The sequence below is a fragment of the Rathayibacter iranicus NCPPB 2253 = VKM Ac-1602 genome, from assembly GCF_003149025.1.
GTDB classification, from domain to species: domain Bacteria; phylum Actinomycetota; class Actinomycetes; order Actinomycetales; family Microbacteriaceae; genus Rathayibacter; species Rathayibacter iranicus.
In genome coordinates this window covers 93,793-119,857 of the sequence record NZ_QGDV01000001.1, presented here as the reverse complement: position 1 = coordinate 119,857, position 26,065 = coordinate 93,793, and the positions used below count along the sequence as shown (strand labels likewise).

Genomic DNA, 26,065 nt, shown 5'->3' with positions numbered 1-26,065 from the left:
GAACACCAACCCGGGGGAACCGAAATAAAAAGGGGGAAATCGCTTGCCGCGGTCATTTCAGCTTTGGCGCCACTGGGAAAACCGTTGAGGCGACAACTTCATGCCCGACGAACATGAGGTCAATCACGATCACCGTCGACAGGGAACCGTACGAGTCCGACCCACCTCCTCTTCATGGCCGCTTGAAATCCATATGAAGAAGATCGACGAATAGCGTCGAAGAAGCTCCAGTCGGGTCGATCTCGGCGTGCGCTCGACCCGACGAGTCCCAAGCTGAGGTCCGAGTCGCGGATGCCTCCTGTAAAGAGGACCGCAGCGGGGTGGCCGATGCGGGGCGTGCAGGTTTGGGGGTCGAGTGCGCTCGCCCCCCTGCTGAGGGCCGACCGGCTCCGGTCGGTCGATGGCGCTCTGCGAGCGGAACGAGGCGGACCAGAACAGGCCGTTGTCTCGGATGGCCGTCTCGCGGATGCCGAGTCCGATAATCACGCGCCACACAGTTGACCATGCGAGTATATATCGGCTTTGCTTGCCGGTGAGGCTCGCGGTTCCGGCGCGGCCGCCTCGTCCGACCACTCCGGACCACGCAATCCACTCAGCAGCCGCGCATCGGTGGCGGTCGGAAGGCATCGTTCGGTCACGACGACACATCACGGGGAGTGATATGCACGAGGAGATGCGCGAGGCACGGGCCGACCGTGAGGTCCTGCCGGAGACGGTCATCGAACTGCGGTCGTTCTCGAAATCGTTCGGTGATTTCCCTGCCGTGACAGACGTGAGCCTGGATGTTCAGCGAGGCGAGGTTCTCGGCTTCCTCGGACCGAACGGCGCCGGGAAGACGACGACGATCGAGTGCATCGTGGGACTGCAACGCCCGTCTGCGGGGACCGTCCGAGTCCTCGGCTTCGACCCCGCTCGCGACCGGGACGAGATCACTCGGCGAGTCGCCGTGCAGCCGCAGTCGGCAAGCCTCTTCGATACCGTGACCGTCCGGGAGACGCTCGAACTGTTTGCCTCTTTCCACGAAGCCCCACGTCCCATCGAGGACATCCTCGCCGAGATCGACCTGACCGACCACGCAGACAAGCGCGCCAAGAAGCTCTCCGGCGGTCAGGCCCGACGGCTTCTCCTCGGTGTCGCGCTGGTCGCGGATCCCGAGGTGCTCATCCTGGACGAGCCCTCCGCCGGGCTGGACCCCGCGGCCCGGCAAGCCCTCTGGCGGGTGATCCACGGTCTCCGGGACCGAGGGACGACGGTCGTGCTCTCCACTCACCACATGGACGAGGCGACCTCCGTCTGCGACCGCGTCGCCATCATCGTGGGAGGCCGCCTCGTGGCGCTGGACAGCCCGGATGAGCTGATTCGTCAGCGTGCAGGCACAAGCGACGTCGCCTTCACCACCGCGCCGACGACGACCGACGAGCAGATCGCCGAGACGCTCCATGGGGTGCCGTTCGAATCGGAGAAGGTACTCGGCGGCGTCCGCGTGCGCCTCCGTACCGATGACCCGGATGAACTTATCCGCCGCATTACCTTCGATCGGTCCCTCCATGCGCGCGAACTGACTGTGCGACAGGGCAGCCTCGAGGACATCTTTCTCGAACTCGCGGAGCTTCCCGATGACCGGCGACGAAGCGAGCAGCAGGACGCGACGAAAGGCCGGCAACCATGACACAGGCGATCACCACCGTGCGGCGGAGCCGACGGACAGAATTGAAGCAGCTCACTGTGCTGAGTACGCGCGAATTGCTGCGGAACGTCAAGACGATCGTCGGGTTGACGTTCATGTTTTTCTTCTTCCTGCTCCTCATGATGGGGATCGACTTCGTCGTCAATGGCGGACGTCCAGCCCCGATTGTGTCGGTGGCTGCGGGGCCACAGGCGGCTTCAGTGGTGACGGCGCTGCACGACCGAGGTATCGAGGTCCGGTCCGTCGACGCGTCCGACGAGGTCACAGCCATGATCGCTATCGAGGATGGTCAGGGTCACATCGTCCTCCCCTCGAAGAAAAAGCCGGCATGGAAAGAACTCGTCGCCGCGGTGCATTCGGTCGGCGTTCCGACGTCGCAGATCGCCGTCACCGATGCCTCCGGGTCGCCTGAGACCGACGTCCTTCGGGTCAACCTCGCGGCAGTCCTGGCGATGGGGTTCATGGCGATCGCGTTCGTGGGCACGTCGGTGCCCCTCGTTGCGCTGCGTCAGCGCGGGACGTTACGTCTGCTCGGGACGACGCCCGTGCGCCGAATGTCGTTCATTCTCGCGCAGAGCCCCGTCCGATTCGCTCTCGGGATGGCAGAAGCCCTCGTGATCGTCGGAGTCGCCTGGACGCAGGGATACGTCGAATCGTTCTCCATTGTCAGACTGTTTGTCACGCTCGTCCTGGGGCTCGCGATGCTTTTCGCATTCGCCTACCTGCTGGCGAGTCGGTCGTCGAATCCGGACCTCATGGCTCAGATCACGGGGTTCCTGCCGGTCGTCCTGATCCTGACGTCAGGCAGCGTCATACCGCTCGACGTCTTCCCGGATGTCGTCCGCTCCATCACGTACGCCTTCCCGAGCACGTGGTTCATGCAGGCGGTCGGCGCCGATATTGCGGGGACCACACCATTCCTCCCGGTCCCGTGGCTCTGGCTCATGATGGCGGCAGCCGGGATGACGGCGGCACTGCTCGCCGCTCGGCTCTTCACCTGGGACCAGGGGGACCGGTAACTCGCGCGCTCGGAAAAACCGAGGCGCCGACTCCTCTGTCTTTCGACCCAGCGGACGCCGACGCCTCACGACCTACTTCACCAGCGGGAACAGGATCGTCTCGCGGATGCCGAGGCCGGTGATCGCCATCAGCAAGCGGTCGATCCCCATCCCCATCCCGCCCGTCGGCGGCATGCCGTGCTCGAGCGCGCGGAGGAAGTCCTCGTCAAGGCGCATCGCCTCGTCGTCGCCCGCCGCGGCCTGGCGCGCTTGCTCCACAAAGCGCTCGCGCTGCACGACCGGGTCGACCAGCTCGGAGTAGCCGGTCGCCAGCTCGAAGCCGCGGACGTAGAGGTCCCACTTCTCAACGACACCCGGGATGCTCCGGTGGGCGCGCACGAGAGGCGAGGTATCGACAGGGAAGTCCATGACGAAAGTCGGGCGCGTGAGGCCGCCCTTCACGAAGTGCTCCCACAGTTCTTCGATGTACTTGCCGCGAGTGGGCACGTGCACGTCGACGCCCTCGCGCGCGGCGAGTGTCTCGAGTTCGATCAGCGGAGTCTCGGGAGTGATCGCGATGCCCGCCGCGACGGACAGGCTCTCGTACATCGAGATGCGGTCCCACTCGCCGCCGAGATCGAACTCGGTGCCGTCGGCCCAGGTGACGACGTGTGAGCCGGCGACGGCCTGTGCCGCATTCTGGATCAGCTCCTGAGTGAGGTCGGCGATCGAGGTGTAGTCGCCGTAAGCCTGGTACGCCTCGAGCATCGCGAACTCGGGCGAGTGCGTGGAGTCGGCGCCCTCGTTGCGGAAGTTACGGTTGATCTCGAAGACCCGGTCGATGCCTCCGACGACCGCGCGCTTGAGATAGAGCTCGGGCGCGATGCGGAGATACAGCTCGGTGTCGAACGCGTTGGAGTGCGTGGCGAAGGGGCGGGCGGAGGCACCGCCATGCATCACCTGGAGCATCGGCGTCTCGACCTCGAGGAACTCGTGCGCCGCGAAAGTGCTGCGCAGGGAGGCGTTGACTCTCGCCCGGGTGACCACGGTCTCGCGGGCCTGACGCCGCACGATCAGATCGAGGTAGCGCTGACGCATCCGGGTCTCGTCGCCGAGTTCGCTGTGCAGGTTCGGCAGTGGGAGGAGCGCCTTCGCGGCGATGGCCCACTCCGAGACCCAGACGCTCAGCTCGCCGCGCTTGCTCGAGATGACCTCGCCGGCAACGAAGAGGTGGTCGCCCAGGTCGATCAACTCCTTCCACGCCGCCAGCGACTCCTCACCGACGTCGCCGAGTGACACCATCGCCTGGATGCGCTCGCCGTCACCCGACTGGAGGGTCGCGAAGCAGAGCTTGCCGGTGTTGCGCTGGAACACGACGCGGCCAGCGAGACCGACACGCTCTCCCGTCCTCACGTCCAACTCGATGCCCTCGTGCCGCGCGCGGACGGCCGCGATGGTGTCGGTGACTGCGACGGCGACGGGGTAGGCACCCGCGCCGAGGTCGTCGCCGGCGAGCTCGAGCAGGCGCTCACGCTTGACGAGGCGGACGGCCTTCTGTTCGGAGGCCTCCTGCTCGAGCGCGTGCTGCTCGGCGGCGGTGCGCGCGGTCGGCTCGGTCGGGGGCACGGGGGCGTCGGGAGTATCGGCCATGGCGCGGTGCTTTCGGTAGGAGGCGGGCGGCCGAGATCAGGCGAGCAGGATCGGGCCGTTGTCGAGGAGGCGGGTGCTGCCGACACGCGCGGCGACGAGCACGAGGGCCGGACCGCGGTGGTCGGCGTCGACCGGGAGGAGCGTCGCGGGATTCACCACGGCGAGGTAGTCCAGCCTAACGAGCGGTTCATCCCGCGCGACGGCGCGCGCCGCGTCGATGGCCGCGTCGGCGCCGCGGTCGGCCGCTGCTGCGGCAGCGACGAGGAGTCGCGGGAGTGCGAGTCCCGCTCGGCGCTGCTCGTCGTCGAGGTAGCGGTTGCGGCTGGAGCGGGCGAGCCCATCCTCCTCCCGCACGATGTCGACGCCCTCGACGGCAACGGGGAGGTCGAGGTCGAGGACCATGCGACGCACGAGGAACAGCTGCTGCGCGTCCTTCTGCCCGAAGACCGTGACGTCGGGCTGCACGATGTTCAGCAGCTTCGCGACGACGGTGAGCATCCCGTCGAAGTGTCCCGGCCGTGAGCGACCCTCGTAGAGGCCGCCGACCTCGCCCGTCACGACCCGGGTGGCCGTGGGGCCGTCGGGATACATCTCGGCGACGTCTGGCGCGAAGACGACGTCGACCCCCGCCGCGTTGAGCAGTGCGGTGTCGCCAGCGAGGTCGCGCGGGTAACGGTCGAGGTCTTCGCTCGGCCCGAATTGCAGCGGATTCACGAAGACCGAGACCACGACGACGTCGGCGAGCTCGCGCGCCCGGGCAACGAGCGCCAGGTGTCCGGCGTGCAGCGCCCCCATCGTCGCGACGAGTGCGACGCTTTTCCCGGCCCGCCGCTCCTTGTGCAGCCACTCGCGGAGGTCGCTAATACGCGGGACGGTGCTGATCACCTGTCGATGCTACCGGCGGGCCTGACGATGCCGCCGCCTCCACCCCTCCTCCGCTGAGACACTGCAACGGCGGCCCGCGAGCGATCCTGATACCGTGCCCCTCAATGAGCCCCACTCGCGTCCAGACGTCGCCGCCACTCGGCCCCGCACTGCGCGCGCTTCTCGCGGCGCAGGTGCTGGCCTCCACCGCGGCGGGGCTGGTGCTCACGACGGCGAGCGTTGCGGCGGTGGCGCTATCGGGAACCGAGCAGGTGGCCGGAGCGACCCAGACGGCGATGGTTGTAGGAGCGAGTGCGCTCACCGTCCCCCTCGCGCGCCTCTCCGAACGCTTCGGTCGCCGCGCGGCTCTCTCGCTCGCGTACAGCTGTGCGGCGGCCGGCGCGCTGGTCGGCGCAGCGGCGATCGGGCTGGGGTTGTGGTGGCTGCTCGTCCTCGGCACCGTCCTCATCGGCGGCGGGACCGTCGCCGGGCTGGCCGCGCGCTTCGCCGCAGCCGAGTTCACTCCCGCCCCGGAGAGGACGGCCACCATGATCGCGCTGGTCCTGTGGGCATCGACGGTCGGCTCGCTGGTCGGTCCGAATCTCGCCGCGGTCACCGCCGGCGCGGCGTCCTTCGTCCTTCCCGCTGTGCTCTACGGAGCTGCCGCAGCGTGCGTTCGCATCGGCCTACCGACGACCACCGCGGCGCTGACGCGTCCTGTTGTCGTGCGCGCGAACGCGGTCACTGTGCTCCGTGCGCATCCTCGAGCCCGCGCGGGAGTCGCGATCTCGGTGGCCTCCCACGCCGTGATGATCGCGCTCATGGCGCTGGCTCCGGTGCACCTGCACCACGCGGGTCAGCACGGGGGCGGCGAGCACGGGACGGATGAGCAGACCACGGTGATCGTCGGCATCGTGCTGAGCGGGCATCTCGCCGCGATGTACGGATTCAGTCCTCTCTTCGGGCTGCTCGTGCGGCGCTGGGGTGCCCTGCGTAGCGGAGCGGCCGGCCTCGCTCTGACGGCCGTGGCCGCGGGGATACTCGCTGTCGCAGCGACGAGCGGGCCCTTGCTGTTCGGGATCGGTCTCGCCCTGCTGGGCGCGGCGTGGTCGCTGGGAACAGTCGCCGGCTCGACGCTGGTCACCCTCGACCTCGGTCCCGCGGATCGCGCGGCCGCTCAGAGCGCGACGGATCTCCTGCTCAACGTGGGCGGCGGAGCGGCGAGCATCGCCGCTGGACTCGTGGTCGCGGCCACCGGGTATGTCGTGCTGGCGGCGAGCGCCACCGGCCTCGTCCTCTGTTGCCTGGCCGGGCTCCTCCTCGCCGTGCACGTTGGAGCCCGGCGACGCGAGGTGATGCACTGATCGGCGGGGCGTCTCGGCAGAGCGCGGTGTCTCGGCGAGCGCCGCTCCCTCCTCTCAGCGAAGCTTGACGATGCGAAGCGCGACGACCGTGAACCACGTCAGCGCCGCCGCGAGGGCGATCGCGGTCACAACGAGCGGCACGACATCATCGACGGTGAGTCCCCCGGAGCCGACAAACGCGGTGGAACCGAGATTCAGCGCCCGCGTGGTGAGGGCCTGCGGCAGGACGTAGCCGAGGGGCCGCAGCACCGTGGACGTGAGCGCGGCGACCCCGACGACGCAGCCGACAAGGCACAGGGCGACAGGCGCCGCGAAGGATCGCAGCAGCATCGACAGGAGTGATTGCGCGGCGATGAGAGGAAGAGCCGCGACGACGGCGACGAGCCCCACGACGGCGAACTCCCACGGGAAAGGCCCCGCCAGATGGAGGACGACGGTTCCGGAGATCGCGGTACCTGCGACGAGGACCGCCTGCATGAGGGCGGTGGGCAGGAGGACCACGGCGATTTTCGCCAGCGAGAGCCGCGACGCTCCGGCGGTGGAGGTCAGCAAGAGATTCCAGTTCGTGCCGCGGTGCTCGACGCGCCAGACCGTGGCCGTGAGCAGGCTGATCCCCAGTGAATAGAAGATCAGTCCGTAGAAGAGCACGACCTGAGAGGTGAACGACTCCCACCCCGAATCGAGCACTTCAGTGTTGGTTTCGAGGTTGATCGTGCCCGTGACGACCGCGAGGATCGGCAGGATCAGGGCGACGATCCAGGTGCTGGATCGCTTGAGTTTCGTGAGTTCAGCGCGGAACACGAGATTATCCTCCGATGCGATCGAGACGGTGAACTCCCACCGAGAAGGCGGCAGCGGCAAGGATCAGGAACCCGGCGATCCATTCGTAGGGCGCCTGGATGTAGACCACGGCGTCGCCGGACTGCCCGGCCTGCGAGATAACGGCGTAGTACCCCCAGGGAATGACGCGGCTAACGGACGCAGGACTGAGCAGGGAGAATGCCGCGAGGAACGCGCCGAGCATCCCGACGCCCACGCTGACGAGCTGGTTTTCCACGCGTGCGGCGAGCCAAATGTGCAGCGCGCAGAACGTGACGTCGAGCAGAGAAACGAGCCCGGTGTACACGATCCAGGGCAGGGGATCCAGCGGCGCGGTGATCCCGACGAGGACGCCGATGCCGATCACCAGAAGGGTCTGACAGGCAACGGCAGGCACCAGCAGGAGGGCCAGAGCGCAGAGTTTGGCGCGACAGAGGCTCGGACGACTGAAACCGGCAGTGGCGGCGAGATTCCAGCCGGCCCCTGAGTGCTCGATGTCGGTCTGTCTGCTGGCAAGCACGGCGGCGAGGATCGGTGCGGTCATCGCCACGATCATGGTGTAGCTGAGCAGCAGTGCCGCCCAGGGTGACGCGTCCGGATCATCGAAGGTTGCCCGAGCGCCGCCCGAGAACAGGGAGGCGGAGCTGAGGCCAGCAACAGCACCGACGAGACCGATCAGGAGAGGAATCGTCCGCAGACGCCGCATCTTGCGGAATTCCAGTGCCACGGAGGTCGCCAGCCGTCGTGGCCCTGGCCGCGTCACAGGAGACCACCCCGGCCGGTCAGATCCATGAAGACGTCCTCGAGACTCTGCTGGACGCGACGGACCTCATGGATCGGGACGTCGGCATCGACGAGGCGCTTGACGAGCGCAGCGGTCTCGTCCTTCCCGTATCCGCTGACCCGGATCCGCTCCCCTGCCGCCACCGCGTCGGGGACCAGCCGGAGAACTTTTTCCGGCGCAGGGGTGTCGAGGACGAGGTCGGGTACGGAATGCGCGAAAAGCTGGTCGCGGCTGCCCTGGAAGATCAGCCTCCCTCCGGCGAGGATGCCGAGGACCGAGGCCATTTTGTCGATCTCATCAAGGAGGTGGCTCGAGACCATGACCGTGATCCCCTGGCCGGCCAGGTGGAGCAGGAGTGTGCGGATCTCTTCGATGCCGGCTGGATCCAGACCGTTAGTCGGCTCATCCAGGACGAGGAGGACGGGATCGCGAGCGAGAGCCATGGCGATGCCGAGGCGCTGCTTCATGCCGAGGGAGTAGTTGCGCACGAGCTTGTCCTTGTGCTCGATCAGCCGCACCGTGCTCAGAGCGCGCTCGATCTGCGCGTCGGCGAGGCCGAGCATGTCCCGCACGATCAGCATGTTCTCCCACCCCGTCAGGTGCCCGTATCCGGGAGGCGCCTCGATCATCGAGCCGATCGAGGCCAGCACCTGGCCCCGCCCAGTGCGGCTGAGGGGCTGTCCGAACAACTCGATGGAACCGGACGTCGGCTGGGTGAGTCCGAGCAGCATCTTCATCGTCGTGGACTTACCGGAACCGTTGGGCCCCAAGAAGCCATAGACCACACCCGATGGCACGACGAGATTCAGCTCGTCCACGGCCGTGTGGCGCTTGAAGCGCTTCGTCAGCCCGTACGTGGCGATGACTGTGCTCATGATGCACTCCTGTCCTTGATCGGCCCTGTCCCGCCGTGATCGGCCCTCTCCCGGCGCCGCGGCATCCCAGATTGATGTGGCTTCCATCGTCGCGGCGCAAGGACCACTACGAATCATGCTGCGGGGGGAGATGCGACGGCTCTTCTCCTCTGATGGTGGGAGATGGGCGGCAGCGACCGGCGATCCGCGTCAGCCGGAGGTGCCGGTGTCGAGGGTCAGCTCGGCAGCGCCGAGCCCTCGTCGATGTGCCCAGATGACCAGCTGAACGCGGTCGCGCACGTGCAGCTTCGCCAGGATGTGTCCGACATGCGTCTTGACGGTGACCTCGGCGACGCAGAGATCCCGCGCGATCTCAGGATTCGACCTGCCCGACACAACCTGCTCGAACACCATCCGCTCGCGCTTAGTCAGCGCGGCGAGAGCCGAATCGTCCGGTGGTGACCCTCCCCCCTCTCCCGCGGCCATTCGATTCACTAGCCGCACCGCGGTGCTCGCCGACGTCGTGAAGGTGCCGCTGTGAGCGGCCCGGATCGCATCGACGAGCTGCTCGGCGGTGCTGTCCTTGAGGATGAAACCGACGGCTCCCGCCTGAAGCATGCGGATGGCGTAGACGTCGCTGTCGTGGGTGGTGAGTCCGAGGATCCGAGTTCTGGGGCTGATCCGCTCGGAGGTGATGACCCGCGTCGCTTCGATCCCGTCCAAGACGGGCATCCGGACGTCCATCATCACCATGTCCGGTCGAAGGTCGCGCACACGTTCGATGGCCATCGCACCGTCGACCGCGTGGCTCACCGTCTCCATGTCGGGCTGCGCGTTGACGATGCGGATCAAGCCGTCGCGGACCAGAGCATGATCGTCCACCACCATCACCGTGATGCGGGCTCTCGCCGCCGTCACGCGGAGGCTCCATCAGCGCCTGCTCGCAGCGGCCAGCACGCCGTCAGCACGAAGACGTCACCGTGCGAGTAGCAGACGCTGCCACCGTAGAGCGCGCAGCGACGACGCATCCCAGCGATCCCCCGTTGTTCGCGAAGTGGCGCGGCCGGAGCCGAGGCGATCGGATTCGTCGTGACGACGGTGAGAGTCTCCTCCGCCCAGGCCACCCCGACCCACGCCTGGTCGCCGCTGCCGTGCCGCAAAGCATTGGTGAGGGATTCCTGGACCACTCGGTAGACAGACAGGGACAGCTCCGGGGTCAGCGGCTGCGACGCTCCGGTGACCTGGAGAGTGACGCTCATCCCCGATCTCGCGAAGCCCTCGACCAGCTCCCCGAGGTCATCGATCCCGAGCGTCGGCAGCGCCGCCGACACGATCTCGGCGGAGAGCAGCCCGCGGATCTCCCGGAGGGCCGAACGGCTCGTTACGGAGATCGTCTCGAACGCGTCGGCGGCCTGCGGATCCGATGTGTTCGCCCTGCCGCTCTCGGCCTGCACCACAATGCTTGTCAGCGTGTGCGCGAGCACATCGTGCATCTCGGCGCTGATGCGCTCGCGTTCCTCGTATGCGGCTGACCAGCCCCGGATCGCGACATCGCGCTCGGAGAGCTCGCGCCGACGACGAGCGTCGCGCACCACCTCGACCCTGCGCCTCTCGAGAATCCCGAGCGCCCAGGCGACCACGATGCTGATTGCGACCAGCCCGACGATCAGGCTGGCCGCCCCGAGGCTCGACGACGACCCGACAATGGCCCAGCCACCCAGAGACACGGCGTAGCCGATCCCCAGGAGTAGACCGATGCTGCGCGCCTGCTCCGATGCGTGTGCGGCGACGGAGAAGACGGCGACGAGCAGGACCGCGTCCCCCGGCAGGAGCAGCCCGCCATCGAGGAGGAGGTGGGCCACCGACACCGCTGCGGCCAGCACGGCGAAGACGACCGGGCGGGTCCGACGCACGATCAGCAACGCGGCCATGAGTACCGACCATCGCCACTCCGGCTCACCGAGCAGACCCGTCGCGGCACACACCAGGACCGCGACAGAAGCAACGATCATGTCGCCTGCCCACCACTCATTCCTCGTGTCCCGCACCACCCGAAGATAAGCCGGGCGCCGAGGAGGAGACGCGAAGTGGCGCCCGCTGGCGGGGATCGCTCGTGTTCCGTCTCCGTCGGTCGGGGGAGGCGCGAACACCGACCGGATCACTCCGTCGCCAGAGATCCGACCATCGGATAGTTCCGGCTCACCTCCGCGAAGTTCTACAGTCGCGGCACACCCGAAACCAAGATGCCTCCGACGATCACGTCACTGACGAGGACATCTCTGCGGAGATCGGACATCTTTCCCGTCGCTGCTCGATCGATTCTCCGTGATTCTCGCGATGTCGCGCGGTCTCGAACTCCGGTCGTCCCGTGCACCCCGCGGCGCTCCATCGTCGCTGGGTGCACCCCAGTGCCCCCTCGGCGACGCCGAGCGGAAAGTAAAGCAAGAAACGAAGGAAAGGAAGAGATTATGCCCGAGATTCTCGATAAAGAGGCCACCGTCGTGAGCCCGAACTGGGACATGGCGGCTCGTGCTGCGGACGGAACCAGCCCGTCGGTGCAGGCACAGATCGACGAGGCGTTCGAACGCGTCGTCAGCCCGTACATGGGCAGCAGCGGCTGGATGTGCACACTCACGATCGAGTGCGGCACGATCATCTGCGCCTGTCGCTGACGTCATCCACACGGCGGGCGGCCCGGGACTCGTTCCCGGGCCGCCCGCGATCCTCACCTCTGCGATCAACCCGAAGGCCCGACCATGCTCCGTCACGAAGATTCTCTCGTCTCCCCGGAGGCGGACGCCTCGCAGGCCGACTCCCATCAGGATGACTCCTCACCGGCCTCTTCCGCGCGGGCCGAGCCGGAGATCGCCGTCCTGCGGGCCTGCCTCCTCCAGGCCGCCGCTCTGCGTGAACGCCGACCCGACGGCGGTTCCCCGGATGCGGGTGACTCCTCGATCGTGCGCGCCTGGTCGGATCGGGCGCTCGCTCCCGACACGACCCTCGACAGCTATCTCAGCGTTCAGTGCCTTGACCGCGAAGGACTCACCGCGCTCCTCACGGGGGGACGTTGGTCGCCCCGCGAGCGGAGTGCAGAGTGGATCGACTCGGTCGAGGACTGGCTGATCACCCCCGTGGACACCCCTCCGACCCCGTTCGGGCCGCTGATCGTCGAGGGCACCCGCCTCGCCGAGCTGCCGTTCGACGGCTTGCTCGCCCCGATCCTGCATGCTCAGCAGGGCCGGTTCGATCGGCACCCCGATCTCGCACCTGCCGCGCGAACCGATCTCCTTACCGGCCTCGCCGAGATCCTGGCCACGCTGGCCCTGCGCTGCCTGCTCGCCGAACTCGCGCACGACGACGTGTCCGGAGCCTACGCGCGACTGAACACGGCGCTGTCTCTTCCCTACTTCCGGCGGGTGTTCTTCTCCCGTTACCCGGTCCTCGCTCGGGATCTGGTCGCCGCGATCAGCTCCTGGGGCGACCACGTCGAGCGCATCCTCACCCGTCTGAGCAGTGATACACGGGCACTGCGGGACGCCGATCTGCTGCCGCGCGGGACCGACGCGCTCGAGGCGGTCCACTTCGCCGGCGACGCTCACGACGACGGACAGTCCGTCGCGATTCTGCGGTTCGCCAGCGGCCATCGACTCGTCTACAAGCCGCGGGACTGCCGCGTCTTCACGCTCTACGAGGAGGTGAACGCCGTGCTTGCCGAGGTGCTTCAGCCCGATGTTTCCCTGTACTCGCCCCGCTCCCTCGTTAGGGACGGATACGGATGGGTCGAGTACGTGGAACGTCCGGACGCCACTGCCGACGATCCTCGGACGCATCTGCGCAAACTCGGCGGTCTGCTGGCGGTCACCTGGGTCCTCGGAGCCTCGGACATGCATCTCGAGAACGTCATCGCGACCGCAGCGGGCCCGGTACCCGTCGACCTCGAGACTCTGATCCAGAACAGAAGCCACCGCACGAGCGCGATGACGGCGAGCGCCCGCGCCATCGACGAACTCAACAGCTCGGTCCTGGGGACAGGCATCCTGCCCGTGCGACTCACGACGGGGGAAAGTTCCAGCATCGACGTCAGCGTCGCCACGGGCGGACTCGGCTCCGAGGGCAGGACCGCCGTGATTCACCAGGTGGTCGGTGCCTGCACTGACGACATGCGCATCAGCGCAGTGGACACGCCGGTCGGCACCTCCCAGAACCAGCCGCCGGGGATGACGCTTGCGCTGGTGCGCGCTGGGAGGGAGGTGATCGCGGCAGGATTCGCTGAGACCGTTCGAGCGGTGATCCAGCGCCGAGCCGCCATCATCGACCTCCTCTCGACTGCACCCTCGATGACCGCGCGACACATCCTGCGCGCCACGCGCTCCTACTCGCTGCTGCTGACGGAGATGCGCCAGCCGGGCCGTCTGCGCACCGGCATCGACAGGGACCACCTTCTCCGTAGCCTCTGGACCAGGCTCGCCGACCATCCCGACGAAGCAGAACTCATCGACGCAGAGGAGCGGTCGCTCCGGCGACGAGATGTGCCGCTCTTCACCACGTCGCTCGACTCGCGCGCTCTCACCGCGGACCACGGTCGGGCGCTCTCCGACTACTTCACGCGGACGCTCCGCGATGACGTCATCGCGCGCCTCACTGCGCTCGATGAGGCGAGCATCGAGCGGTCGATCGCCCTCATCCGAGAATCGATCCTCGCGGCCTCACCGGGGGAGCACGAGGACGACGAGGTGCAGGCGGTCACGCCCCGTGCGCGCAGCACTGTCAGAGAGCTTGCGAGGGCGCAGGCGGGCCTCCTCGCAAACACCGCGATTCTGGGGGATGACGACGTGACGTGGATCAGCGTGTGCAGCAGCACGGACAGCACCGGGCTGGAGTACCGGCCGGTGGGCCCGACACTCTACGACGGACTCGCCGGCATCGCTTTCTCTGCGGCGTGCGCGCACCGCGTCTTCCCGCACCTCGGCCTCGATGACCTCGCCGGACGCGCGTCGCACGCCATCGCCGCCATTCTCGACGACTGGAGCGCAGCACGCGTCTCCCTCCCGATCGGCGCTTTCAGTGGTGCCTCCGGCCTGCTCTACTCGCTCGCCCGACAGGACAGTCTGCTCGGCACTGATCGGTACCGGACGACCAGGCTGGCTGCGATCCGTCAAGTGACTGAAGGAGCACGATCCGACACCTTCTTCGACGTGATGGCGGGCAGCGCAGGAGCTCTCGCCGTCCTGACGTCCCTCCCGGAATCCGAGACGGAAGAGGGTCGGACTGCTGTGCGGACTCTGGCGGAACACCTGCTCGAGAACGCCGTCGATGCCGGCGACGGCGCGCTCGCGTGGGAGAGCGGAACGGCACGGGTGCGTCTCGGCGGCTTCTCGCACGGCTCCACAGGAATCGGCTGGGCACTCGCGAGGGCAGCGGACGCACTGGACGACAGAGAGATCGGCGAGGCAGCGCTCGCAGCTCTCCGATTCGACGACACGCTCTTCGATCCGCGGAGAGGACGCTGGTTGGACGCCCGCACGGAATCCCTCGAGCAGGGCCGCCTGTTCCCGGCCCACTGGTGCCACGGCACAGCCGGCATCGCGATGGCTCGCGCAGCGTCGGCTGCACTGCTCGACGCGCCCGATCTCCTCGAACGCGCCGTCATCGGAGCAAATCAGACGACCGACGACAGACTGCCCGCAGACGATTCGCTCTGCCATGGCGCGCTGGGGAACCTGCTAGCCCTCCGGGCATTCGACAAGCACGCCCCCGGCTGCGTCGATGTCGCGTCCTTCGCCGAGCGCACCCTCGACAGGATCGGTCGCTCCGCCGCCCGGAGCGGTCTTCCGAGGGGAATCACGACTGTCCGCGGTCTCCTGCTCGGGACCGCCGGTGCGCTCTCCGCTCTCTGCCGCGAACTCGACCCCGATCTGCCGAACGTCCTCCTCCTCGAGTGAGCCGTGCACGAACACCGCGGTGTGAGACACCAGCGTCAACCGGACGCGCGGCGCAGGGCGTCGTCGACCGAGGAGCGGACCAGACTCGAGAGGAAAAAGCCCGGTTTCTCGATACCGATGCCCGCCAGCAGGCCGGCGGCTTGGTCGACGATGGCCGTCGAGAACGTGGTCGCGGTCGAGACTGCCTCGGCGTACGCGGCGCGATCCGTCTCTGCCACGGTGACCGGCTCTCCGCCCATCTCGACGACAAGCGCCTGCGCAATCGGCAACACCGGGCCGGGCGCCGACACCGCGAAGTAGGTCTCGGCGAGCCGGGCGAGGTCCAGGCTCGTACCGGTGAACGCCATCGCGGGATGCACGGCGAGCGGGATGACTCCCGACGCGAGAGCGGAAGCCAGCACGCCATAGCCGTGCTCGGGCGCCGTGTGCACCACGAGCTGTCCAGGCTGCCACGCGCCGGTCGCTGCGAGGCCCGAGACGAGCGCCGCGATCTCGCTCCCGGGGACAGCGACGATCACCAGCTCGCTGCGCTCCACGAGGTCCGGGATCGGGAGTATCGGCACCCCCGGGAGCAGCGCGTCGGCGCGCTCCCGCCCGTCCTCGCTCGTGGTCGCGACCCCGATCACGGCGTGGCCGGCACCGGCGAGCGCCGCACCGAGCACCGGACCGACACGGCCGGCTCCGATGAGGCCGACACCGAGGCGTCCATCGCGGCGACTGTCAGGCATACGGGTCCCCCTTCGGAGCGGGCCAGGTCGTTGCGGCCTGCGCTGTCGCCGCGATCGGCAGGCTGGGCTGCGCCCGCCGGCCCCACAGATGACTGGCATCCCGCGCCGCCGCCCGAACGCCCGCACTCGCAAGCCGCTCGAAGAGGGCCGTTCCGTCGGCAGCGCTCATCACCGGCACGGTGGGAGTGACGGGGCCGGCAACCGTGTGCACGTGTGCCGAAGCCAGCCCGAGCAGGCGCTGGAGCGGCCCCTGTTGGACACCGATGCTCTGCATGCGAGCGAGCGGCACCACCGCGACCCGCCGCCACACCGCCCCGCTGCGCAGGATCGCGACATCGTCCGTCAGCCGGTAGCCCGTTCTGTGGAACGAGAACGGCCGGAGCCACACCGCTGACCGGGGCGCCCGCGTGAATCCTTCGGCGTCGCGGTGCCGCAGCGCGTCGCCGACCGGGGTCGACTCCGCTCCCTCGCTGGTGCCGGGCAGCAGCAGGCCGAGCACGCGCTCCACCGCCGCGAGATCGCCGACGGGGAGGATCGTCGTGTTCGGCTCGCCGTTCGCCCCGCGGGATGCGGCGTGGCCGGCACGGTCGATCCTGACCCGCCACCAGCCGAAGGGCCGCCAGAGAAGTGGCTGCGAGATCTCGACCGCGTGGATCCGCCCGGGTGGCAGTGTGTCGCTGCTGGTCGAGAGCACGCCGTAGCCGACGCGCACGCCGTCGGGGGTCGCGGCGATGGAGTAGCGGAGGGAGCGCACGAACTGGCGGAGGTAATAACTGCCCGAGCCGATGAGGCCAGGCAGGATCGCGACGAGCACGATCGGCGAGCCGTAGGCGGCGACGAACACGACGGCGAGGACCGCGACGGCGAGGAACAGCGTGAATCCGCTGAATACCAGCGACCCGAGCAGCCTGCCCGGCGGGATCGACACGACCGACTCGGGCGGCGCGTCGTTCACCGGCTCGCCGAACTCCTCGAGTCGCCGCGCGAGGAACCCGCCGGGCTGACCCTCGCCCCCAACCGCCGCCTCCCGCTCGCGCACCCCTGACGCCAGGCGCAGGATGTCGCGGCGCAGAGCGTCGACCAGCCGCGAGCCGAGGTACGAGAGCTGCACATTCGCGTCTTGCCCAGCGACGCTCACCTCGAGCTTCGCCGCGCCGAAGAGTCGCGCGACGAGCGGACGCTGCACCGCGATGCCCTGGATACGATCGAGTCGTGCCCTCCGGTTGGTGCGAAAGAGCACGCCCGAGCGCACCTCGACGACCTCGTCTGTGATGCGGAAGGTGTGCATCCGCCAGGACAACCAGAACGCGAAGACGGCCACCGCGAGGCCGACCGCCACCGCGAGCAGCGCCCAGCCAACGAGACCGCGGCGTACGAGCACGTCGACCGGGTCGCCACTCGCGAGACCCTCGGGGCCGGGCAGGAAGAGTTCGACCAGGCGCTCGCGGAGATTGGTGACGATGATTCCGAGCACGACCAGCAGGCCGATTCCACCCTTAAGGACGGGCGTGGCGGGATGGAGGCGGTGCCAGTCACCATCGGCGAGGTCCGTCTCGACGGCGCGCAACTCGGTCACAGACCCGCCCGGCGCGACTCGGCGAGCGCGACGAGGCGGTCGCGTAGCTCCTCCGCATCGCTCTCGGCCAGACCGGGGATGCTGACGCCGGTCGCCGCGGCGGCGGTGACGAAGCGGAGGTCGGCGAGGCCGAGCGCCCGGGCGAGCGGCCCGCGATTGACGTCGATGAGCTGCATCCGGCCGTACGGCACCGATACGAAACGCTGGAACATGATGCCGCGACGAAAGAGCAGGTCGTCCTGCCGTAAGAGGTAGCCGTAGGCGTGCGCCCGGCGAGGCGCCACGATCAGGAGAGTCACCGCGAGGGCCGCGGCCGCGAGCACCAGGATCCACGCCCACGAGACGCCGATCAGCAGCAGCACGACGGGCGCAGCGAGCAGCAGCACGCTGGACACCACGGCCGAAACGACCTCGACCGCGATGTACTTCGGCGAGACGCGCCGCCACTCCCCCGCGACCTCGAGGCGGTCCCGGCTGCGCCCGATCGCGTCGCGACGGGTCGGCAACACCGCATCCTCGGACTCAGCGGGCATGGCGTCGTCCTCCCTGCCCGCCTGTGAGCGGGCGTCGGCGTTAGGCGTGGTTCACCTCGCCGACGGCGCTGTCGTCGTCGTCGCTCGGCGGGATGGTGCAGAGGTGCTCGGCGATCAAACCGGCCACCAGCACAACGATCGCGCCCACGATGGTCGCGACGTCCTGCCACACGGAGCCTAGCGAAGGGATCGCCCGGCTCAGGAGGTAGACGAGGATGCCGCCCGAGGCTCCGAGCAGCAGCGCGCCGACGTGGCTGGACGCCTTCGCGAGCAGCACGACGCGCATCGCACGGAACGGGTCGATCGGACGGTGCAGCGTGCCCGTGGTCGCCCGGTGGATCGGGATCGCGAAGCCGAGCACGAGGGCCGCCACCACGACGAGAGTGAGCGGGACGGTCAGCGGAGGGATGAGCACAGGGTGTCCCGCGGCGGCGATGGCGAGGTCAAAGAGGAAGCCGGCCACGGCTCCGGCCAGGGCAAGGCCGAGCAGAGTGCTGATGCGGGTGCGCCTCACGGGGTCCTGCTCTCGGGGTCTACAGAGGGATGGGCCGGCCGAGTCAGCGCCGGCCAGGTCAGCGCAGCGACGTGGTCGGCCACGCGATCCACTGCCCGCGCGCGCAACTCCGCCACCGGCCCGGCTCCCGGCAGTACCGCATTCGGCTCGACGTCGAGCCAGGGCTCGAGCACGAAGGCACGTTCGGCCGCCCGCGGGTGCGGCACGGTGAGGTGCGCGTCGTCGCGGAGCACACCTCCGATCGCGATCAGGTCGATGTCGAGAGTGCGGTCACCCCAGCGTTCCTCGCCAGTGCCGCGGATCCGCCCACCCGCCACCTCGATCGCCATCGTCGCCGCGAGCAAGTCCTCGGGCTCCAGCGTCGTCGATCCCGTGACCACCGCATTGAGGTAGTCGCCAGCCGCCTCGTCGATGCCCTCGGGCGTCCACGCCGGCGACTCGACCACCTTCGACACCGCCTCGATCCGCAGCCCCGGCGTCGTCGCGAGGGAGCGCAGCGCGTCCTCGAGATGCGCGAGGCGATCGCCGAGGTTGCTCCCCAGCGCCAGCACCACGTGCCGCACCGGACGGATCCGCTCCTGCCGCGGCCTCACGAGCGGGTCCTGGTGATCTGCACGGAGACGTCCTCGAAGGGCAGCGGGATCGGCGCATCGGGCTTGTGCACGGTAATGCGGACGATGTCTGCCGCGTCGAAGCCGAGGGCCACCCCGGCGAGGCGCTCCGCCAGCGTCTCGATCAGGTCGACCGGATCGCGAGTGACGGCGTCGGCCAGCGCGATCGCGAGCTCGCCGTAATGCACTGTCTCGGCCAGAGTGTCTCCGCCGGCCGCGGCGGACGTGTCGAGCCAGACCGTCGCATCAATCACGAAGTCCTGCCCGTTCTCCCGCTCGAAATCGAAGACTCCGTGATGCGCGCGCACACGGAGGCCGGTGAGGGTAATGGAGTCGCGCAGTGCGAGGGTGGCGGGATCGAGCGCGGTCACGGGGTCTCCTCCTGGAGTCGGGCGGCGAGCGCGAGAGCCCGGGCGCTCGAGCGGACGTCATGCACCCGCACGCCCCAGGCGCCCCGCTCGGCTGCGACGAGGCTCAGCATCGCCGTCACGTCGTCGCGCTCGGTGGCCGGGGCGCCGGCGAGCGCGAATGGGGCGAGGAAGCGCTTGCGCGAGTGCCCAACGAGCACTGGGAATCCGAGCGAGCGAATCGCGCCGAGCCGGGCCAGCAGCGCCCAGTCGTGCCCGCCATTCTTGGCAAAGCCGAGGCCCGGATCGAGCACGAGGCGGTCGTCACGGATCCCGGCTGCGCGAGCGGCATCGACGCGGCGCTCGAGCTCGTCGCGCACCTCCACCACGACGTCGCCGTACTCGGCGAGGGCGTTCATGCCCGCACTGTGCCCGCGCCAGTGCATCGCGATATAGACCGCTCCGCGCTCGGCGATCAGCGGCAGCATGGCCGGGTCCGCGAGCCCACCCGAGACATCGTTGACGACGACGGCACCCGCGTCCAGGGCGGCGCCGGCGGTCTCCGCGCTCATCGTGTCGATGCTGACCCGGACGCCCTCCGCCGCGAGCGCGCGCACGACGGGCAGCACTCGCGTCTGCTCGGCGGCGGGGTCGACGCGGGCGGCACCGGGGCGGGTGCTCTCGCCGCCGACGTCGACCAGATCGGCGCCGAAGGAAGCCGGCCCCTCGCCGGACGCGCGGGTCATCGCGAGACCATGGCGGACGGCGTCATCGACCGAAACCCACCGGCCACCGTCGCTGAACGAGTCCGGAGTGACATTGAGGATCCCGACAAGCGCGCTGCGGTCGCCCGGAGCGAGGTCCACGACGGAGAAGGCCATGTCATCGCCCCCGTGCGGCGCCGATCAGCGCGATGATCTCGGCGCGGGCGGCCGTCTCGGCGAGGCTGCCCCGAGCCGCGACCGTCACCGTCGAACTGGCGGCTTGCCGGGGTCCGCGCATCCGAACGCAGCCGTGCTCGGCGTCGACGACCACCAGCACGCCCTCCGGGGCGAGGCCATCATCGAGCGCATCGGCAATCTGCTCGGTGAGCCGCTCCTGGATCTGCGGTCGCGAGGCGACCGTGTCGACCACGCGCGGCAGCCGTCCGAGCCCGACGACCCGCTCCTGCGGCCGGTAGGCGATGTGCACCACGCCCACGAACGGCAGCAAATGGTGCTCGCACACGGAGCGGAAAACGAGATCACGCACGATGATTGTCTGCTGGAGCGGCGCCTCCTGGCCGTCCTCCACGACCGCGAACGTCTCGGTCAGCTGGGCAGCGGCATCGGTGTCGAAGTCGGTGAAGAACTCCTCGTATGCCGCGGCAACCCGGCGGGGCGTCGCTACCAGACCCTCACGGCCAGGGTTCTCCCCGATGGCCGCAAGGATCTCGGTGACGGCCGCCTCGATGCGCGCCTTGTCGACGGGCACGCGCGCGCTACGCCGTCGCGGGGCGCGGGTTGATCAGCGGCGGGCGCTTCGGGGTGACTTCCTCGGCTCCTGCGGAGGAGACGCCTCCGTCGGTCGCGCCGGAGTCGATCGGCGCCTTCGCAACCGGCACCGCGATGGGCGGCAGGTCGGACAGGGGACGCTTGTCGCTCGAGAGCCACTGCGGACGCTCGTCGATGCGGCGCACGTCCTTAAAGATTTCGGCCAGCTGATCGTGGTCGAGCGTCTCCTTCTCGAGAAGCTCCATTGCGAGACGGTCGAGGATGTCGCGGTTGGCATTGATGACCTGCCACGCCTCGTCGTGGGCCTGCTCGATCAGTTGCCGGGTCTCGGCGTCGACCGTTTCGGCGATCTGCTCGGAGTAGTCACGCTGGTGGCCCATATCGCGGCCGAGGAACATCTCGCCCGAGGACTGGCCGAGCTTGACTGCTCCGACGTTCGAGGACATCCCATACTCGGTGACCATCTTGCGGGCGATGGCGGTCGCCTTCTCGATGTCATTCGACGCTCCGGTTGTCGGGTCGTGGAAGACGATCTCCTCGGCGACACGGCCGCCCATCGCGTAGGCGAGCTGGTCGAGCAGCTCATTACGTGTGGTCGAGTACTTGTCCTCCAGGGGGAGCACCATCGTGTAGCCGAGGGCGCGACCGCGCGGGAGGATCGTCACCTTGGTCACCGGGTCGGTGTGGCGCATCGCTGCTGCCGCCAGGGCGTGCCCACCCTCGTGGTAGGCAGTGATCAACTTTTCCTTGTCACGCATGACGCGCGTGCGGCGCTGCGGGCCCGCGATGACGCGGTCGATGGCCTCATCGAGCGCCCGGTTGTCGATTAGCTGCGCGTTCGAGCGCGCGGTCAGCAGTGCGGCCTCGTTGAGCACATTGGCGAGGTCGGCCCCGGTGAAGCCCGGAGTCTTGCGCGCGACGACCTCGAGGTCGACTCCGCTCGCCAGGGGCTTGCCGCGCCCGTGGACCTCGAGGATTCGCTTGCGACCGAGCATGTCAGGGGCGTCGACGCCGATTTGGCGGTCGAAGCGCCCGGGGCGCAGCAGCGCCGGGTCGAGAATGTCGGGGCGGTTCGTCGCTGCGATCAGGATGACGTTCGTCTTGACGTCGAAGCCGTCCATCTCGACCAGGAGCTGGTTGAGAGTCTGCTCGCGCTCATCGTGCCCGCCGCCCATGCCTGCGCCGCGGTGGCGACCCACGGCGTCGATCTCGTCGACGAAGATAATGGCCGGCGAGTTCTCCTTGGCCTGCTGGAAGAGGTCGCGAACGCGGCTCGCGCCGACGCCGACAAACATCTCGACGAAGTCGGATCCAGAGATGGAGTAGAAGGGGACGCCCGCCTCACCCGCGACGGCGCGGGCGAGCAGGGTCTTGCCGGTGCCGGGAGGGCCGTACAGCAGAACGCCCTTGGGGATGCGGGCACCGACCGCTTGGAACTTGGCCGGCTCCTTGAGGAATTCCTTGATCTCGTGCAACTCCTCGATCGCCTCGTCGGCACCGGCGACGTCGCCGAACGTGACCTTCGGCGACTCCTTCGAGACCAGCTTCGCCTTCGACTTGCCGAACTGCATGACGCGGTTGCCGCCGCCCTGCATGCCCGAGAGCATCAGCCAGAAGAACGCGCCGATCAGGAGGATGGGGAGCAGGAATCCGAGTGCCGAGAGGAACCAATTGGTCTGCGGGACCTCGTCGTTGTAGCCGGTGCTACCGAGTTCCGCCGCGGACACCGCGTTGACGACCTCGGATCCACGCGGCGTGACGTAATAGAACTGCACCTGCGTCCCGTTGTCCCCGTCGGCCTGCTTGAGCGTGAGGTCGACGCGCTGTTCGCCATCGACGATCTTGGCGGAGTCGACCTTGCCGCCCTTCAGGAGGTCGAGACCCTGCTGCGTCGTGACCGGGCGGAAGCCAGACATCGTGATCAGCGAGGAGCCGATCCACACCGCGACGATCGCCAGGACGACGTAAAGGATCGGACCTCGGAAGATGCGCTTGACGTTCATGCTTGTTGCGGGTGCGACACCCGGCACCTTTCTGACGAGGAAATGTGAGTGACAGGCTACCTCCCGCACTCTGGACGGCACCCACGCGTTCGCCGTGGGCCGAACGCGCATCCGCTGTGGCGCACGCGTCCCTCCAGGACCTGCAGTCCCCGCACCACCCCCACTGTCCAAAAGTTGTCGCGTTCGGCGTCGAGTGCGACAACTTTTGGACATTCGCGGAGCACGCGCACGCGCACGCGCGTTACGCCGCCTCGAGCAGCGGCGCCGGGGCGCGCCCGCGACGGCGGCGCGCCGCCGCCAGCACGGTCACCCCGAGCGCCCCGACCAGCCACAGCAGCAGCACCAGCACCGCGTGCGCCACCCCAATACTCCCGCCCGCGATCAGCGACCGGAACGCCTCCACTGTCCACGTCAACGGCAGCACCCCGTGGATCACCTGGAAGAAGGCCGGCGCGGTCTCGACCGGGTACGTTCCTCCGGCAGAGGACAACTGCAGCACGATCAGCAGTAGCGCCAGGAATCGGCCCGGCGCATCGAGCAGTGCGATCAGCGCCTGGTTGATGGCTACGAAAGTCAGGCTCGTCAGGACCGCGATCCCGATCAGCCCGGGCAGGTTCGAGGCCTCGACTCCCACCCCGAAGCGGAGGACCAGCGCGGCAAGCACACCCTGGGCGAGAGCCATCAGCGCGCCCGGCAGATAGCTCCGTAGCGCGATGACCCAGGCGGGTCGGCGCTCGGCGAGGAGGCGGGTGCTGAGCGGCGCGCTCATGAGGTAGAAGGCGAGGGCCCCTACCCAGAGCGCCAGGGCCAAGAAGTAGGGAGCAAGCCCGTAGCCGTACGAGGGCACGCCGTTCAGCCGTTCCGCATCGAGGCCAACCGGAGCCGCGGCGACCGCGCTAAGCGCCCGCGCTTGCTCGTCGGTGTAGCTGGGCACGCCGGCCGCGCCGTCGGTCAGCTTCGTGCCGAGGGCCCGCGATCCGGAGGCGAGGGAGTCGATGCCGCTCGTGAGGTCACGCGATCCGTCGGCCGCGACGGCGGTTCCCGAGGCGGCGGAGGCGGCGCCGTCGGCGAGCGCGGATGCGCCGGTCGCGACGTCGGCCGTCCCGGAAGAAAGGGTCGCCGCGCCGGAGGCTGCATCGGCGATGCCGGCGCTGAGCGGGCCGACCGCGTTCGCGAACGTGTCCAGTCCGCCCGCGAGCTGCGCCGCACCGCCGTCCAGCGACGCCGCGCCACCGGCGAGCGTTTGCGCGCCGGCCGACAGCGTCTGCGTGCCAGCGTCGGCGGCGGCGGCGCCCGTCGCCAGCGCGGACGCGCCGGTCGCGACGTCGGCAGCTCCGCCTGAGACCGACGAGGCGCCCGCGGCGAGGACCGTCAGACCGGACCTCCCGTCATCGACGAGGGCCGTCGATCCGCCGCTGAGGGCCTGCGCCCCCGCATCGAGCTTGGACGCTCCACCGGCGACGGCAGCGGCGCCCTGCTTGAGCGCGGTCAGTTCGGCGATGCGCTGCGCATCCGTGAGCGAATCGTAGCGGGCGAGGAGCGAGGCCAGGCCGGAGTCGATTCCCGCGGCACCGGTCGCGAGAGCCGGGGTGCCTACGGCGAGCATTCCCGCGCCGGCCGCGAGCTGCTGCGCCGCACCGAGTGCCGCCTGCGCGCCGTCCGCCACCGAGCCGGCACCGGTCGCGAGGGTCTGCGCTCCCGTCGCCGCCGAGACGGCGCCGTCCTTCAGTCCCGCGGTTCCGGACGCGAGGTCCGCGGCTCCCGAGGCAAGGCCGGCCGCACCGCTGTCGAGCTGCTGCGCGCCGGACGCGACCGTGCGGGCGCCGGAGTCGAGGGCTCTCACCTGCTGCGGCAGCTGGCCCGTCCCGTCGGCGATCCGCCGGAGCCCCGAGGACAGGGTCGCCGCTCCGTCCGACGCCGAGGCAGCACCGGAGCGAAGAGCGGTGGCACCTGTCGCGAGCTGCGCTGTGCCGTCCTGAAGCTGCGAGAGGCCGACGACGAGCTGTGAGGACCCCGCCGCAGCCCGGTCGGCGCCGTCCGCGAGCTGCCCTGCCCCGCCTGCCGCCTGCTCCAGGCTCGAGTGCACACTGGTGAAGCCGACGTAGACGTTCTGCAAGTACGTCTCGCCGACCTGCTTGTCGAGCGTCTGCGTGACCGTGCGGCCGATAGTGGACGCGATAGTGCCGATGATGAGGTTGGCACCATCGTTTGTCTTGACCGAGAGCATCGCTTGCGCGGCAGCGGACGGGTCATCGCCGCCAACCGAAGCGACATCCGCAGAGAACCCCACGGGAACCGTCAGCACGGCGTACACCTCACCCGAGGCCAGCTCGCGCGCCGCCTCGTCAGCACCAACGGCGGTCCAGGCGAAGTTCGATTCGGAGGTGCTGGCGGTCAGCTCGTCGGCCAGGTCGTTGCCGAGGGCAAGGGCCGAGCCGTCGGAGGCGGTCGCGCCAGCGTCCTCGTTGACGATCGCGGCGGGCACGGTGTCGAGGTGGTGGGTCGGATCAAAGTTCGCCGAAGTCAGCAGACCCGCGTAGATCAGTGGGATGAGCGCGATCGCGGCGAAGACGACGGCGAGGCGCGGGTGTACGGCGCGCAGGATGCGGCCCAGCGGTGTGGCGGTCATGGTCCTTCTACTTCGTGGCGTGCAGGGCGGCGAGCCGCTGCGACGCGACTCCGGTGACGAGAAGTTCCGCGATGTCGGCGGAGGCCTCGGCGAGTGGGCGGCGTGCCTCGCCGTCGAGGAGCCAGCCGACGACGAGCCAGGTCGTACCGGCTGCGAGGAAGACGGCGAAGCGCTCGACCCGGGCGTGGTCTCCTCCGCCCGGCGCGCGCTCGGCGAGCGGAGAGAAGGTGAGAAGCCGTTGCGCGAGGAACGCGACAACCGACTCCTGCACCGCGCGGGCCGTACCTCCGCTGAGCACCCGGCGAAAGAAGTCAGCGTGCACGAGTAGACCCTCGAGTAGCCCGCGGACGACGCGCGGGACGGCGCCCTCCCAGTCAGCCCTCGGTGCGACAGGTGCGACAGCGCCGAAAAGCGCGTGCATCCGTTCGACCGCGGCGACCTCGATCAGCGAGGGGACATCGCCGAAGTGCTGGTAGAACGTGGGCCGACTCACGCCCGCCTCCGCGCAGAGTTCCGTGATTGACGGCTGTTCGTCACCCGGACGGTCCAGCGCCGTCGTGATCGCGGAAAGCAGCAGCTCGCGCGAGCGGATGGGTCTCGGGTCGGTCACGAGTCTCCTCTTCTCCGGCGCCCGAGAGCACCTTCTTTACGTCCGTCAAATAACTTACA

The 26,065-nt window shown here is 68.9% G+C and carries 23 protein-coding genes; 5 read left to right on the top strand and 18 right to left on the bottom strand.

Annotation, left to right across the window (positions count from 1 at the left end):
• Positions 1–673: 673 nt before the first annotated feature.
• Together B0H03_RS00595 and B0H03_RS00590 are read left to right on the top strand one after the other, a co-directional pair.
• The gene (locus tag B0H03_RS00595) at positions 674–1,669 is read left to right on the top strand and encodes an ABC transporter ATP-binding protein (RefSeq protein WP_237399260.1); all 996 of its coding nucleotides are present in this window, start codon (positions 674–676) and stop codon (positions 1,667–1,669) included.
• The gene (locus B0H03_RS00590) at positions 1,666–2,706 is read left to right on the top strand and encodes an ABC transporter permease (protein WP_104266193.1); all 1,041 of its coding nucleotides are present in this window, start codon (positions 1,666–1,668) and stop codon (positions 2,704–2,706) included. The genes B0H03_RS00595 and B0H03_RS00590 overlap by 4 nt, the downstream gene beginning before the upstream one ends.
• Before the next feature lie 72 nt (positions 2,707–2,778).
• On the opposite strand, the gene lysS is transcribed toward B0H03_RS00590, so the two are convergent.
• Together lysS and panC are read right to left on the bottom strand one after the other, a co-directional pair.
• Positions 2,779–4,335: a lysine--tRNA ligase gene (gene lysS, locus B0H03_RS00585; protein ID WP_104266192.1), complete on the bottom strand. Its 1,557-nt coding sequence runs from the start codon at positions 4,333–4,335 to the stop codon at positions 2,779–2,781.
• A gap of 36 nt (positions 4,336–4,371) precedes the next feature.
• Positions 4,372–5,220, bottom strand: a complete 849-nt coding sequence (gene panC, locus B0H03_RS00580) for a pantoate--beta-alanine ligase (RefSeq protein WP_104266191.1) — start codon at positions 5,218–5,220, stop codon at positions 4,372–4,374.
• A 104-nt stretch (positions 5,221–5,324) separates the two neighbouring features.
• Here panC and B0H03_RS00575 point away from each other — a divergent pair, with 104 nt between their 5' ends.
• Positions 5,325–6,563, top strand: a complete 1,239-nt coding sequence (locus tag B0H03_RS00575) for an MFS transporter (RefSeq protein WP_104266190.1) — start codon at positions 5,325–5,327, stop codon at positions 6,561–6,563.
• A 54-nt stretch (positions 6,564–6,617) separates the two neighbouring features.
• Here B0H03_RS00575 and B0H03_RS00570 read toward each other — a convergent pair whose 3' ends face one another.
• From B0H03_RS00570 to B0H03_RS00550, 5 genes are all read right to left on the bottom strand, one after another.
• Positions 6,618–7,364: an ABC transporter permease gene (locus tag B0H03_RS00570; RefSeq protein WP_104266189.1), complete on the bottom strand. Its 747-nt coding sequence runs from the start codon at positions 7,362–7,364 to the stop codon at positions 6,618–6,620.
• 4 nt (positions 7,365–7,368) lie between these two features.
• On the bottom strand, positions 7,369–8,109 hold the full coding sequence (locus tag B0H03_RS00565) for an ABC transporter permease (protein ID WP_241560469.1): 741 nt from the start codon (positions 8,107–8,109) through the stop codon (positions 7,369–7,371).
• A 32-nt stretch (positions 8,110–8,141) separates the two neighbouring features.
• Positions 8,142–9,041: an ABC transporter ATP-binding protein gene (locus B0H03_RS00560; protein ID WP_104266188.1), complete on the bottom strand. Its 900-nt coding sequence runs from the start codon at positions 9,039–9,041 to the stop codon at positions 8,142–8,144.
• A 189-nt stretch (positions 9,042–9,230) separates the two neighbouring features.
• Entirely contained in the window at positions 9,231–9,938 is a 708-nt protein-coding gene (locus B0H03_RS00555) for a response regulator (RefSeq protein WP_206612073.1), read from the bottom strand.
• Entirely contained in the window at positions 9,935–11,068 is a 1,134-nt protein-coding gene (locus B0H03_RS00550) for a sensor histidine kinase (protein WP_146083986.1), read from the bottom strand. The genes B0H03_RS00555 and B0H03_RS00550 overlap by 4 nt, the downstream gene beginning before the upstream one ends.
• Before the next feature lie 420 nt (positions 11,069–11,488).
• Here B0H03_RS00550 and B0H03_RS00545 point away from each other — a divergent pair, with 420 nt between their 5' ends.
• Complete coding sequence (locus B0H03_RS00545) at positions 11,489–11,692, top strand: hypothetical protein (protein ID WP_104266186.1); 204 nt, start codon at positions 11,489–11,491, stop codon at positions 11,690–11,692.
• Between the two features lie 84 nt (positions 11,693–11,776).
• Positions 11,777–14,962: a type 2 lanthipeptide synthetase LanM gene (gene lanM / locus B0H03_RS00540; protein ID WP_104266185.1), complete on the top strand. Its 3,186-nt coding sequence runs from the start codon at positions 11,777–11,779 to the stop codon at positions 14,960–14,962.
• A 35-nt stretch (positions 14,963–14,997) separates the two neighbouring features.
• On the opposite strand, the gene B0H03_RS00535 is transcribed toward lanM, so the two are convergent.
• From B0H03_RS00535 to B0H03_RS00485, 11 genes are all read right to left on the bottom strand, one after another.
• Positions 14,998–15,690: a Rossmann-like and DUF2520 domain-containing protein gene (locus B0H03_RS00535; protein WP_104266184.1), complete on the bottom strand. Its 693-nt coding sequence runs from the start codon at positions 15,688–15,690 to the stop codon at positions 14,998–15,000.
• Positions 15,683–17,266, bottom strand: a complete 1,584-nt coding sequence (locus B0H03_RS00530) for a PH domain-containing protein (RefSeq protein WP_104266183.1) — start codon at positions 17,264–17,266, stop codon at positions 15,683–15,685. Before B0H03_RS00530 ends, B0H03_RS00535 begins: the two co-directional genes overlap by 8 nt.
• Complete coding sequence (locus B0H03_RS00525) at positions 17,263–17,799, bottom strand: PH domain-containing protein (RefSeq protein WP_104266182.1); 537 nt, start codon at positions 17,797–17,799, stop codon at positions 17,263–17,265. Before B0H03_RS00525 ends, B0H03_RS00530 begins: the two co-directional genes overlap by 4 nt.
• A gap of 40 nt (positions 17,800–17,839) precedes the next feature.
• The gene (locus B0H03_RS00520) at positions 17,840–18,313 is read right to left on the bottom strand and encodes a DUF3180 domain-containing protein (RefSeq protein ID WP_104266181.1); all 474 of its coding nucleotides are present in this window, start codon (positions 18,311–18,313) and stop codon (positions 17,840–17,842) included.
• Positions 18,310–18,906: a 2-amino-4-hydroxy-6-hydroxymethyldihydropteridine diphosphokinase gene (gene folK, locus B0H03_RS00515; RefSeq protein ID WP_104266180.1), complete on the bottom strand. Its 597-nt coding sequence runs from the start codon at positions 18,904–18,906 to the stop codon at positions 18,310–18,312. The genes B0H03_RS00520 and folK overlap by 4 nt, the downstream gene beginning before the upstream one ends.
• Positions 18,903–19,295, bottom strand: a complete 393-nt coding sequence (gene folB, locus B0H03_RS00510; RefSeq protein ID WP_241560468.1) for a dihydroneopterin aldolase — start codon at positions 19,293–19,295, stop codon at positions 18,903–18,905. Before folB ends, folK begins: the two co-directional genes overlap by 4 nt.
• Entirely contained in the window at positions 19,292–20,152 is an 861-nt protein-coding gene (gene folP / locus B0H03_RS00505; RefSeq protein ID WP_104266179.1) for a dihydropteroate synthase, read from the bottom strand. The genes folB and folP overlap by 4 nt, the downstream gene beginning before the upstream one ends.
• Position 20,153: 1 nt before the next feature.
• Positions 20,154–20,744, bottom strand: a complete 591-nt coding sequence (gene folE, locus B0H03_RS00500; protein ID WP_104266178.1) for a GTP cyclohydrolase I FolE — start codon at positions 20,742–20,744, stop codon at positions 20,154–20,156.
• A 7-nt stretch (positions 20,745–20,751) separates the two neighbouring features.
• Positions 20,752–22,767: an ATP-dependent zinc metalloprotease FtsH gene (gene ftsH / locus B0H03_RS00495; protein WP_104266177.1), complete on the bottom strand. Its 2,016-nt coding sequence runs from the start codon at positions 22,765–22,767 to the stop codon at positions 20,752–20,754.
• A 241-nt stretch (positions 22,768–23,008) separates the two neighbouring features.
• Positions 23,009–25,396, bottom strand: a complete 2,388-nt coding sequence (locus tag B0H03_RS00490) for a YhgE/Pip family protein (RefSeq protein WP_104266176.1) — start codon at positions 25,394–25,396, stop codon at positions 23,009–23,011.
• A gap of 7 nt (positions 25,397–25,403) precedes the next feature.
• Complete coding sequence (locus B0H03_RS00485) at positions 25,404–26,006, bottom strand: TetR/AcrR family transcriptional regulator (protein WP_104266175.1); 603 nt, start codon at positions 26,004–26,006, stop codon at positions 25,404–25,406.
• Between the last annotated feature and the right edge of the window lie 59 nt (positions 26,007–26,065).